At 67.7% G+C, this 11,946-nt stretch carries 11 protein-coding genes; 6 read left to right on the top strand and 5 right to left on the bottom strand.

What is annotated here, in order from left to right:
- Window positions 1-442 precede the first annotated feature (442 nt).
- Entirely contained in the window at window positions 443-601 is a 159-nt protein-coding gene (locus tag AB0J80_RS37550) for a hypothetical protein (RefSeq protein ID WP_364714501.1), read from the top strand.
- Window positions 602-922: 321 nt separating this feature from the next.
- On the opposite strand, the gene AB0J80_RS37555 is transcribed toward AB0J80_RS37550, so the two are convergent.
- Window positions 923-2,134 carry a ricin-type beta-trefoil lectin domain protein gene (locus AB0J80_RS37555; protein WP_364714503.1) on the bottom strand — a complete coding sequence of 404 codons (1,212 nt, stop codon included), beginning with the start codon at window positions 2,132-2,134 and terminating at the stop codon, window positions 923-925.
- Between the two features lie 1,155 nt (window positions 2,135-3,289).
- Window positions 3,290-3,523: a hypothetical protein gene (locus AB0J80_RS37560; RefSeq protein ID WP_364714505.1), complete on the bottom strand. Its 234-nt coding sequence runs from the start codon at window positions 3,521-3,523 to the stop codon at window positions 3,290-3,292.
- Between AB0J80_RS37560 and AB0J80_RS37565 the strand changes: the two genes are divergently transcribed.
- The 4 genes from AB0J80_RS37565 (at window position 3,522) to AB0J80_RS37580 (ending at window position 7,535) form a co-directional block, all read left to right on the top strand.
- A complete protein-coding gene (locus AB0J80_RS37565) occupies window positions 3,522-4,304 on the top strand; it encodes a thaumatin family protein (RefSeq protein ID WP_364714507.1) in 783 nt (260 codons plus the stop codon). The two genes, AB0J80_RS37560 and AB0J80_RS37565, sit on opposite strands and share 2 nt — an antisense overlap.
- Window positions 4,305-4,501: 197 nt before the next feature.
- Entirely contained in the window at window positions 4,502-5,035 is a 534-nt protein-coding gene (locus AB0J80_RS37570) for a hypothetical protein (protein ID WP_364714509.1), read from the top strand.
- Window positions 5,036-6,087: 1,052 nt separating this feature from the next.
- Complete coding sequence (locus AB0J80_RS37575) at window positions 6,088-6,897, top strand: GAF domain-containing protein (RefSeq protein WP_364714510.1); 810 nt, start codon at window positions 6,088-6,090, stop codon at window positions 6,895-6,897.
- A 482-nt stretch (window positions 6,898-7,379) separates the two neighbouring features.
- Window positions 7,380-7,535, top strand: a complete 156-nt coding sequence (locus AB0J80_RS37580) for a hypothetical protein (RefSeq protein WP_364714512.1) — start codon at window positions 7,380-7,382, stop codon at window positions 7,533-7,535.
- 442 nt (window positions 7,536-7,977) lie between these two features.
- Here AB0J80_RS37580 and AB0J80_RS37585 read toward each other — a convergent pair whose 3' ends face one another.
- Entirely contained in the window at window positions 7,978-8,340 is a 363-nt protein-coding gene (locus AB0J80_RS37585; RefSeq protein ID WP_364714514.1) for a HEAT repeat domain-containing protein, read from the bottom strand.
- 324 nt (window positions 8,341-8,664) lie between these two features.
- Between AB0J80_RS37585 and AB0J80_RS37590 the strand changes: the two genes are divergently transcribed.
- Window positions 8,665-10,143 (top strand): hypothetical protein, encoded by a 1,479-nt coding sequence (locus AB0J80_RS37590; protein ID WP_364714515.1) that lies wholly within the window; start codon window positions 8,665-8,667, stop codon window positions 10,141-10,143.
- A gap of 113 nt (window positions 10,144-10,256) precedes the next feature.
- On the opposite strand, the gene AB0J80_RS37595 is transcribed toward AB0J80_RS37590, so the two are convergent.
- Both AB0J80_RS37595 and AB0J80_RS37600 read right to left on the bottom strand, forming a co-directional pair.
- On the bottom strand, window positions 10,257-10,568 hold the full coding sequence (locus AB0J80_RS37595) for a hypothetical protein (RefSeq protein ID WP_364714517.1): 312 nt from the start codon (window positions 10,566-10,568) through the stop codon (window positions 10,257-10,259).
- 557 nt (window positions 10,569-11,125) lie between these two features.
- Window positions 11,126-11,509 (bottom strand): hypothetical protein, encoded by a 384-nt coding sequence (locus tag AB0J80_RS37600; RefSeq protein ID WP_364714518.1) that lies wholly within the window; start codon window positions 11,507-11,509, stop codon window positions 11,126-11,128.
- Between the last annotated feature and the right edge of the window lie 437 nt (window positions 11,510-11,946).

Genomic DNA, 11,946 nt, shown 5'->3' on the forward strand with positions numbered 1-11,946 from the left:
CCATAACGCGTAATACGTCACCGCGGCGGCGAGCCGGCCACCGTCGGCCTCGCCGTACCGCACTACGGCCCGGACGAGGTTATCCAGCCACCCGGCGCGGCGACGCGCGTTCCGCCCGGTGTCCACAAACCATTGCACGAAACGCCGCACCGCCACACCCGACCGAATACCCCGCCAGGCGCCCCCGCTACGCCGAAGACGCGAAAAGTTCCGCGCGGTGCTCGCCGACCGGCCTCTTGCCGTGCGACCGTACGTGCGCCGGGGCCGGCACCCGCGGTCGCGTCCTATCGTCCTGCGTCGTAGGAACGAGCCGCGACGTCCGAGCCATGGCCCGCCACCGAGACATAGCGCACGGCAGCTCAGGGCGTACAGTTGAAGCGTCGCCGCGGTCGTCCGCTGGTCGGCCGCCGCAAGTGCGCCGCGTGCCGAGACGGAGGCCGTCATGCTCATACTTCTGATCGTTCTTCTCGTGCTCTGGCTCATCCTGGCGATCGTGGGCTTTGCCATCAAGGGCCTGCTGTGGCTGGCCATCATAGGGATCGTACTGTTCGCGGGAACCGCAGCGATCGGCATGGTCCGGCGTCGAGGACTCCGCCGCTGAGCCCTGATGCCGCCGTTGCTGAGTCGTGTCCTCGGCTGATGTCCTCGAGGCGCCAGCTCCGCTCAAGGCGGGCCGCCGCGTACGGCGAACAACAGCCCGATGCCGGTGGTCATGGCGGCCGCTGAGCGGAGCGAGCACGGCACGGAAGTCTTCCTAGATCAAGCGACAAAACTACGGATTCTCCTCAAACGCCGACCAGCGCTTCCGCTGGTCGGCGTTCTGTCAATCGAGCGGCCAAGGGCAGGGTCGAACCCCCACATTCCCATTCCAGGCCGAGTGCCCCTATCAGCGAGTGTCGCTGGCCTTCGCCGCAGCCACGTATCAGGCTGTCGGAACCCACTGTTGCGCGGCGGTGGCATTGCAATCGAAGATCTGCAACTGGGTTCCGTCGGTTGTCGAGGCGTTGGGAACATCGAGACAACGACCCGACTGCGGGTTCACCAATGCCGAGCCGGCACCGACGGTCCAGCGCTGAGCTGCGGTTCCGTTGCACGTCCACAACTGAACTTTGGTGTAGTTCGCCGTGCCGCCGTTGCTGATGTCCAAGCATTTGCCCAGAACGCGCAGGGCGCCGCCGGCACCCGGCGTGTACGTCCACCGCTGCGCGCCGGTGCCGTTGCACTGGTAGAGCTGAACGGGGGTTCCATCGGCAGTTCCTGCACCCGCGACGTCCACGCATTTGCCCGGAATACCCGAGCGGAACTCGGCGGCGCGGACCTGGCCGCGGGCGACCAACGTTGCTTCAACGGCTTGAGCGGCGGCCCTCATCCCGGCGGCGTTCGGGTGGTACTGGGCCCGACCTGCGGGCGGACGGCCGTTCTCGACCCAGGGGTCGGCCGAGCAGGCGTCGTGCCCGCGGCTGGCCGCAGCCACGTCGACAACCGTCGCTGCCGTAGCGGACGCCGCAGTGGCCGTCGCTGCCGCGAGGCGGGTAGCGATACTGCGCTCGTACGCCAGTTGGTCGGCGTTGAGCGGCACTCCCGGACAGGTGCCGGAATCCGGCAGGATCGTGAAGTAGTTGACCAGGTATACCTGCGCCTGGGGAGCCGCACTGTGCACCGCGTTCACGATGTTCTGCAGGCGTCCGGGCAGATCAGCGAAGGTCCTGTCGATCGCCTGACGGTCCACGCTCGCGCAGTTGGAGCCGCCGTCGTTCTGGCAGGTGTACGCCCCCATGCTGCCCAAGTAGTTGACGTCGTTCCCGCCGATGGTGATCGTGACCACGTTGGTGGCGCTCGTCACGGCATTGACCTGCGGTGGCTGGCCGTTCTGGCTCGTGGTCAGCACGTTCGCCGTGGTTGCGCCACTGCAGGAGACGTCGGTGAGGTTGGCTCCCAGGTCACGGGCCACCACGCTCGCATAGTTGTTGCTGGACCGAGCGCAGCCCGCGGCCCCGGCACTGGACTGCACCGGTGAGATACCCGGACCCGCCGCGAAGGAGCTGCCGATGGCGACGTAGTTGAGACCCGCCGTCGTCGCCGCACTCGCCACCGACGAGATCCCGGCGACAGCACCTGTCACCGCGAGCGTCACCGCGGCATAGAAGACCCGCTTACGGCCGGGCGAACGCGCATGGTGCAACACATTTACCTCCGGTATCGGCCAGAAACACATTCAGGTCGAACGGCTTCCCCATTCGGAGTCACCGTTGCGAGCAGTACCGTACCGGCAGGGTCTCCGATTGGCGTGGCCGGGCAGCGCGCTTGAGACAACGGAACCCGCCAATTTCTCGAAACGGCCGGCCGCGATGCGACATGTGCCTGAGATTGTGACAACCCGCACATCCGAGGGCTCTACCGGTTGGCAGTTCTGCGGTTGTGCAGCTCGCACCTTGATCGATCGTGTCCGAGGACGTACCGACCATCCGGGCGGGATGACGCCGCGCGGTCCCGGATGCCGCACCATCTGAAGCCGGGCCGCCGGCCGGACGGCGGCCTGGCGGAAGGCGGGCGCGGTGCCGGCACGGCGGGTTCTCATTCTGTTCGAACCACGCTCCGCCGACTACCTCGCCGGCCACGACCACGCGTTCGGCGCTGTCGGCGCGCCGGACAGCGACGAGATGGCCGACCCCGCCGCCCACTGCGACGGCGCCGACTTCGTCGCCGGTGACTATCCCTCGGCGCGTTCGGCCGGGTCCTGCACGGCGTCCAGGACTTCTACTCGCACAGCAACTGGTCCGACGAGGCCGACCCGTCGCGTCCGGTCGGTGAGCAGAACCGCCGGGCCTGAACCACCACGGCATGAGCCCTGTGCTCGACCTACATTGGGCGGGCGCTCTGACGGCCGGCCGTGGCGGCGCTGCGCAACGACTGACGTTGTCGATCTGAAGAAGCCCGAGCCCGGCATGTCCTCGACGCCATGCCCGCCACTCCAAGCGTCATCGCCTGCACCGGGCTCGGGGAAAGCTCGCCCGCGTCGCCATGGAGCATCCGGCGACGGTGACCCACCTGACCACTCACCGGTCCCTATACAGATACGCAACCTGACCGGCAGCGAGAGTCTCTGAACGGCACAGGATCCGGCGGTGCACCAAATGCAACGGATTCATCATCATCGTCGGCCCGGACGGGTATCCGAGCGGCGGCGCGGGGGCAGCGGCCCTTAGTGATGTCTTAAACCTTCCTGACGCCTGCTGCAATCGGCGCCACGGACGCAGAAGATCAGTTCCGGTCCGACGAAAGGAAATCATCACATGCCCTCCGGCGACCCCACCGTCTCCCCCCGGTCGCGGCCGCGCCGCCTCAGCGGGCGTCGCCTGTCCGCCGTCTTGGCGGTGTTGATCAGCGTGGCCGCCGCCTTGGCGGGCGTGGCCAGCGCGTCCGCCGACGTCCGCCCGTTCGGCCGCGGAGTGCATCGTCCCGCCCCGCCCACCGCGCCGGCGAGTTCCGGCGCTGTCACCGCAGCGCCCACCGCTGCATCCATGACGAACAGCCCCGCCTCCGTGGCCAGTTCCGCACCGGCCCCGTCGAACCCTGCGGCCAAAACAGCACCCGCCACCAAGGCGGCAGCCCCCGGCACCACCGCCGATCCCTCCGGCAGCCACACGGTGACGTTCGTCAACCGCACCGGCGAGAAGGTCTGGATCGGCAACGCGGTCAACCCCGACGGGTCGATCCCGATCACCGGCCTGCCCGTCCTTGAGCCGGGCGCCAGCGGCACCATCACGATCCCGGAGGACGGCGGCGCCAAGCAATGGAGCGGCCGGTTCTTCGCCCGGCAGGGCTGCACCGGCACGCCGGGAACGAACTTCCACTGCGAGATCGGCGACTGCGGCAAGTTCGCAGACCGCTGCGAGATCCAGTACGGGCAGCCGGCCAGCTTCGCTGAGTTCGGCTTTTATCCGGGCGACACCACGTACGGCAAGAACTGGTACAACGTCAGCTACGTCAACGCGGTCAACTTCCCGATCACCATCGACCCAGTCAACGCGGTGAAGTCGCCGTACGGTGGCGCCAAGGAGTGCAGCCAGGCGGGCTGCCCCACGAAGCTGCTCGCCGCGTGCCCGGCAGCGGACCTGAGATCCGGCGGCCGGCTGTGCCTGAACTCCAACCCGGACTCGGCCGACACCGACTACACACGCAAGATCAAGGCCGCCTGTCCTCGCGCCTACACCTGGTCGAAGGACGGCGAGGCCGACAACACCTCGCCCGCCTACAACTGCACGACCTGCACCGGATTCACCGTCACTTTCCTCAGCAAGTGACCCAGATTTCGCAGCTGCCGTCTTCCGGGCCTCGACTCGGCGGCGACGCGGGCGTTGTCTAGCTGGTCGGTGGCGATGGCGCGGGGGCCGGATGCCGCGGCGGGCCCGCGCAGCCGGTCGCGCGCCCCATGAGAAGCGTTCGCCTCAGCACGGCGACGACGACGACCGCAAGCTTGTCATCTCGGATGGCGGGCCGCTTGAGCACGACGACGCAGACGCGGTCGGATCTCGGCGACGGCCCGGACGACTGCGGGGTTCTGCTGTTCGGCGTGTCGCGCGCGGCATTGGCGTTCGGGGCGACGGTGAGCAGACGGCGCGCCGGATCGGCTACACCTACGACGGTGACGGGCTGCGCGCCACCCGTACCCGCAGACGGCGACACCAAGGCATTCGTATGGGCCACCGCCGGCACCCTGCCGCTGCTGCTCTCCGACGGCACGCACCGCTATCTCTACGGCCCGACCCTTACCCCGTACGCCCAGGTAGCCACCGACGGCACAACCGAATACCTGCACACCGACCAACAGGGCACGGTCACCCACATCACCGACGCAGGTCTGCTCCTCCCGAGGGCCGAGCCGGCCCGGTCAGTTCGCGCCGCCATTAACGGATCGGATACCAGTGACGGGCAGCCTCTTCCCCGTCGTGGTGTGTCCTCCCAGCGCGGTCATGCTCGCTGCAGGTCGCCGAGCGGCCGTCGGAGCAGGGCTGCGATCTCCAGTTCGCTGTAACTGGGCCTCGGGCCCGTAAAGGGCGGGTCCACGTCCGGCTGCGTCGATCGCTGTGCCTAGGGCGTGTCCTGCCGATCATGACGGCCTGCGACGGGCCCAGCTTCCGCCTCGCGGCGCGGTCCGGACGGCCGGATACAACCCCGGTATCCGACCGCCCGGCCCACTTGCGAGACGAAACCTGGACTCCGTCTCGGCGTCGCCATGATCGGCAGGACACGCCCTAGTCGACGCGCCGCCGGACGATCCCGGTGATCCAGGTCGTGGCGTCGACCTCCGGCGCGCGATGGCAACCGGCCAGCCACCACACCTCGACGTAGCTGGACGCGAGGATCTGGCCGTGTTGGGCGTTGTCGGGCAGAGTCGCCGCTCGGCTCGGGCCGTCGGTAAGGTCCGGTCGAACAGCGCGACGAACGCGGCCTCGTGCCCCCGCGAGGTCAGCTCGATCAGAGTGGAATCGCTGGCCTGGGCGAGACTTTCCATCCCGGGATCCGCTCCGGCGCGCACCGTTGGTTGGGGGTGACGACGATTTCCGATCATTGACGCTCCAGAGTGGCGGCCCATCGGGCGCCGCCGGGGGCTGGAGCGACCGGCTCGGGGCTGGGAGCCGTGGTGCCAAACGCTACGGCGTCGTGACGGGCGAAACCACCCGGTCGTCCGTCCGTGGACCGGGTGCATCGACTCGCTGCACCGCGTCGACAAAACGGCTGTTGCCGCACCTGCCGGCCGGCGAGGAGCCTTGCCAACCGGACATTTACCCGGCGCACCGGTGGTCAGTTAGCCGGCGCTCAACATGTTGAGCGACAGGATGTTGCCAGCGAAAACGACAGGTGGATGTCAACGGCCCCGGCACGCTGTTGTCAGTGGCCGGCGCCGCAGGCGGCATCACCGGTAGCTGCACCGGTGGTTGATGCTGTAGCCAACGTCGTCGATCGCCACACCGGTACCCTTTCACAGCGTCCCCGCGACGCCACTCGATACGACCGTTCCACCGGCGCCCCGATCGACTCCACCCCGCCGGCCTGCGCACCTCTTGGGAAAGCGAGCACCACATCGTGTCGATCACCACTGACAGCACTATCGCCCTCACCGATCCGGCCCGGCTGGCCGCGGTACGCCGCTACGAAATCCTCGACGCCCCCACCGACGGCCAGTTCGACACGATCGCCGCCGCCGCTGCGGCGGTATGCGGCACCCCCATCGCCACGGTCAGCATCGTCGACGCCGACCGGGTCTGGTTCGCCGCCACCCGCGGCCTGGACGGCGTCGCGCAGGTCGGCACCGAACCCGGACTGTGCGCGTCGGCGTTCTGCGCCGACGGCCCGTACGTGGTCAACGACGCGGTGGCAGATCCGCGCACCCTCGACCACCCGCTGGTGCGTGGCGAACTAGGGCTGCGGTTCTACGCCGCCGCCCCGATCGTCACCGCCGACGGGCACCACCTCGGCACGGTCACCGCGATCGACGGCATCCCGCGGGAGTTGACCGACGCGCAGAAAACGGTCCTCGGCCACCTCGCCGACCAGGTTGCCCAGCACCTGGAACTGCGCCTGGCCACCATCCAAGCGGTCCGCGCCGAACGCGAGCTGCGCACCGAGGCCGAGCAGCGCGCCGCCGCCGCCGCGGAACTCGCCGCCCAGATGCGCACCGCCGCAACGAAGCAGGCCGCCACGCCACACCCCGAGCGCTGCGAACTCGGCGGCGCCCGCGGTTGCACCGCACCCGCCGAGATCAAGGTCGCCGATTCCTGGGGCGACTCCGCGTGGGGCTGCACCACCCACGTCGAAGAAGCCGTCATCAATGTGACATCGGTGTACATCGCCAACGAAGAACTCGGTGGCCTGGCCGCCTACCTCAACCGCTGACCCGCCGAGGAAGGGTCACCCGAGGTGCGGCGACCAGCGAAGAGCTGGGCTGCTCAGGTTACGCAATAGCCCAAGTTCGCTGTGCGACGCCGCTGAGATCAACCTGTCGTCAGGCACTGACATCGACCCGTCGCTCAACAGTTGCGGTGCCGTCCCTGCCGGCTGCGTCGCTGCGAAGCGGCTCGACCTCGGCCTGCCGTACGGATCGGCTAACGGAGCAGAGATCGTCCAGTGGGACTGCGGTCCGGCGGGCACCGCCGGGCACGATTACCTGGAGTCTGAGCAGCAGGTCGAACCCGCGGCCCGCATTGCGGCCTACGTGACGGCGTTGCTTGGGCGCTATCCGGACATCAGCACGGATGCCGGGACAGCAGTAGGTCCGCAGCGGTGGTACGGGGTCAGCGATCGATCGGATTAGCTTTTCCACGCACGGGGTACAGGCTGCCCGGCGGGAGGTGCCCGTCGGCGAAACGGAGCGAATCATGTTGATCGTAGGACTCATCCTCTTGCTGCTAGGCATCTTCCTGAAGGTGTCGATTCTCTACACGATCGGAATCGTTCTTCTGGTGATTGGCGCCGTGCTCTGGATCCTCGGCGCTGTCGGCCGCCCGGTCGGTGGTCGAAAAGTCTGGTTCTAGTGTCGCCTGACGGGCAGTGCGGAAAGGCGCCACACCTGCGGGTAGGCGCCTTTCGTGCACCCGGAGCCGAGCACGGGGAGCCGAGGCGATGAACATTCCAAAGCTTCGGTCCTGGCGATAGTCATCGATCACGTGCGACAGCCGTCGACCCAGCATCAAGGGCGTGAGTCATCGGTGCGACGTATCCGGATCTGCCACGATTCGCGCGTTTTGCTGTGCGCCTTCCCGACGGGGAATGTCGATGCGCCGCTAGGGGCTGGCCGCCACATCCCGGGCTGCTGCTGCGCTAGGGGCTCATTGGAACCCTCTTCGAAGAATTGGATCAGGAAGCCGATCACGTCGCGGCGTTCGGGGTCATTGACCGCGTACGGCGCGTCGGCTGTTTTGTGCGCCGTCCGCAGCTGATTCCTGAGCGGAATCCATACTTCGGCGGACACGATATCTATCTCGGTGATGAGATCGGCCGCCTCGCGCGCGGATTCCCACGTGTCCTCGATGAGCAGATCGACAGCAGCGGCAGGATGGGCGTGCAGTCGAAGGGCCTGAGAGCGTACAGGAGAGTGCCGCGCGCGCCGCGGATGTGATACTGCCGCAGCAGGTCGGCGACGACCTCGAACGTCTCCGGGATGTGCATGTCCGACAGGGCAAGCGCGACGCCGTTGCGAAGACTGACCTCAGGCGTGGCGCCCAGGATCTCCAGCATGGCCGGGACCGCACCGTACTCACGGCGATCGCCGAGTTCCAGAGCGGCATCGCGGGCAACACCCGGGTCTGTGCCGACGAGTTGCGCTAGCAGGCCTTCCACCTCTGGATATTGCCGACCGGCCAAGTTCGTCGCCGGCCACTCGACGGCAGCTGCGGCGAAAGACTCACCTCGTGAGCCTGACCGATCCTCCCCGCTGCCGCACGGATTTGCCGCCCAACGCGCGGCGGCCGGGGTAAGCCCGCACGCAGCGCGACGTTCGTAGGGGCGGCCCGCTGCACGCTCGTGCCGATGAGCGGACGTGTTCGAGGGTGACGACGTCGGCGCGAGGAGGCGCGTTCGGCGCGGGCGCGCGGTGCCGAACCGTGACTGTGAAGCGCACTGTGCATGAGTTCGCTAGCGTTGCCTCGACGCGGGGAGGCCTACATGACCAGACGTTCGCGCCGCACCGAGACCCGCCGCAGGGCACAGGCCTCGGCCGGGACCCAGGAGTACCGCTACTACGTTCATGTGGTCGATGAATGGGGGCTGGACAAGCCGTTGAGCGTCTTCCGCCTCCGAGGCGAGGGCTGCGCGGCCGGCGAGGAGGAGGTCGCGCCCGGCGCGGTATGGAAGCCGACGAAATACGCCTTGGAGCGAGCCAACCGCACTGCGGGGTACAGCGCCGTCCCGGTGGACGCGGACACCGCGAACCGATTGGCCGCTCGGTGGGCGTACACCTACCAGCGCATCGTCGAGCGTTCGTCCGGGCGTACGGTGGCGTACACCCGCTCTTGGATTCTGCCGAGCGGTGGGATGTACCGGTTCGAGGATTCCACCTGCCGTAGCGCGGTGTGGGAGTCGACGCGGCGGTTGTGGCGTATCGACACGGGTATCGATGACTACGACGTCGAGGCGGTCGAGGCCGCGACGGTCGAGGAGTACCTCCGCGACCTGCCGCGTGTGGATTACCGCTATTTTGCGGTGGTCAATCGTCACGGATCCGACTTCAGTCTCAACGATCCGGCGGACGTCCTACGGGTCACCGCAGGGCAGGAGAGCGGCGTACGCGAGAGACTTGGCGTCGGCTGGGAGCCCTATCACGTGATTGACGGCGTCCGGGGTCTGCGCGATGAAACCCTGCTGGAAATCGACGATGCGGCGGTCGCCGCATTCCGCCGTCGGTATTTGGAGGCCACCGGGCCGTCGGAGCGGGATTACACCTACTACGCCCTGCTGAACGGGGGCGTGAAATCGGTGAACGAGGCGCAGCAGGTCGTGCGGCAGTGGCGGACCAGCACCTATGTGCAAGAGGAGGAACTTCGGGGTGGCCCTCACTGGGTCCGGGCCAACAACTCGGGCCGGGAAACGCGGGCGACCAACCCGAAAGCGGTCGAAATCTCCCTGGAGACCGTGGAGCAACTGAAGGCGCCATGGCGCTACACGTACTACGAAATTCTGCGGCCCGACACCGACCAGCCGATGGCGGTGGTGCGTCATTACGGCGCTTACGGCGGCCGGGAGGAAGCGGCGGTCGGCTGGCCGGTCTGGTCCCCGTCCCTCTGGCTCAAACAGATCGCGGAAGGCACAGTGTCGTACCGCGCCCGACAGGTAGACGCCGACGCAGTCGAACGGTACCTCCGCCGGGCAGCGGCCGAACTGCCGGAATACCGGTACTTCGCCTTCCTGAGGGATAGGGGCGACAGCATCGACTCCGCCGGGCACATGGCGCGCATGCACTGCCGAGAGAACGGCGACCCCTGGAAGGAGGAGACTCCGCAGAAGGACGGCGGTTGGGCTCAGACACACCAACTGCTGGAGATCAACCACGGCAAGGGCAGTTGGTGGATTGAACCGGTCGAGGTGCCGCGCTGGCTGTTCGAGCGTTACCGCGCTGAGCGCCAAGGAAACGCCTCAGCCGGATGACGCTGACATCAACCAGCCCCGCGGCTGGTACAACCAGGCGGCGGCTCCAGCCGACCTTCCTGGCGCAGCAGGACGACAGCGCAGGGGTGGGCTCGGATATAGATGATCTCCGGTCAGCGGCGGTCAGCAGGACGTAACAACACTGCGTACAGGTCACGCGACCCGGGCTCATGGACGTTGCCATCGGAGTCGCGACCGAGCGGAGCGGACTCGCCGGCTGTCGGGAAGTACCAGACCTCCTCCACGTCGGCCAGTGGTGAACACCCTTCTCCACCCCCTGCGTCGCTCGCAACGACGACGATGGCCTCGTCTGGCAGGTCGGCGAGGATGGACCGCAGGCCGGCCACGGTGATCGTCCCGAGCGCAAGCAGCGGGTCTACACGGGCATTCTGATCCCGCACATAGGTGTTCTCGTCAGGGCCCACTGCGATCTCCGCTCGTCGTGATGGTGCGGCCGTCGGTTACTCCAGACACAGGATGCGGGACTCGGAACATTAACCGGGTGTTGCGTACCGCAGCTTCGGTGAACCTGTATACGCACAGAGGGCGAACCCTTAGCGTTCCGCTCATAGATTCTGCACAGTCGTCGGCGTGGCCGACGCCGGGGGCCTCAGGGTATGAAGGACGACCGGAAGTCGCCGCGGGTTGACCCGTTGCGGCCTACCGTCGGAGCCGTGGATGATCGTTTCGTCGACGTCTGGGACGCTCTTGACGATGATGAGCGGTCGCTGCTGCTCGAGCAGCGACACGCGATGCGCGTGCCCGCACCCGTCGCCGCGATCTTGATCAAGGTGGGTTGGGCGCTGGAGCCCCCAGCCCGGTCTGTTTCCCGCCCCGGTGCACTGGCCTGTCGGCTTCCGAGACTTCCTGGACGACGTCGCGGCCGTCCGCGACGATGACGACGAATGCGAATAGACATCGTCCGCCGGCAGCAGTTCGGCCTTGTGCCAAGCCATTCCCCCTGGCGACGAACACTCGTCCATCACCGTGCCGCCTCGTGATGAGTAACGATGCCCTTTCGGCGCAGCCGGTACGGCGTCATGGGATACGCGCCGAAGTACGGGTTCGAGACCTTCCGGTAGTGCGTGCCGCCGTCACCGGACTGCTCGTATCCCCAGTAGGAGGACTGCGAGGCATCGGCCCAGCGGACGAACAGCACCACGAGGCCGCGCAGATCCGTGTCCGGGTTGAACATCATGTCGGCGGGCCGGAGCTCGTCCTTGCCGATGACGCTCGAGCGCCGCGCGAGGTCGACGGTGCTCAGTCCCGGCCCGGGCAGGCCCAATGCCATCGACACATAGCCCGAGCAGTCTCGCCGGTACCCGTCGAGCAGGTCACCGGGCGCGTTGCTGGGCCGGTAGGGCACGGGGCCGCCCGACCACCATGTCAGCCAAGAGCGAGCCCGCTGTCTTCCAGTTACCATGGCGACCCGCCTCCCTGCTGAAGACCGGGCCTGCCGCAAGGCGGTGTTCCCACCGTGTTTCCACGGTCGCCCGGCACCAGAAATGATGAAGTGCGCCGATGAGGTGGAACGGTTCCACGCCTGGGACGCCGAGCAGTGGCTCGGGATACGGTCCCCTGCCATCCGGCCGTCAGACGCGCGGCGAGGCGCCGGCCATGTCGTGACGCCGGGCCGACCGGACGACCACCGCCGTGCCGCCCGACCTCGCAGAAAAGCCCCGTCAGCCGCTACCCACCCGAGATACCCCCACGGACGCGCGGACCGCCTCCTCCGGCCGAAAACCCAGCCGGATCTTTTCCGCGATCTCATCCCGGGTACGCAGAGCGGCGCGCCAGCCGACC

The organism is Actinoplanes sp. NPDC049548, assembly GCF_040676695.1.
Lineage (GTDB): Bacteria > Actinomycetota > Actinomycetes > Mycobacteriales > Micromonosporaceae > Actinoplanes.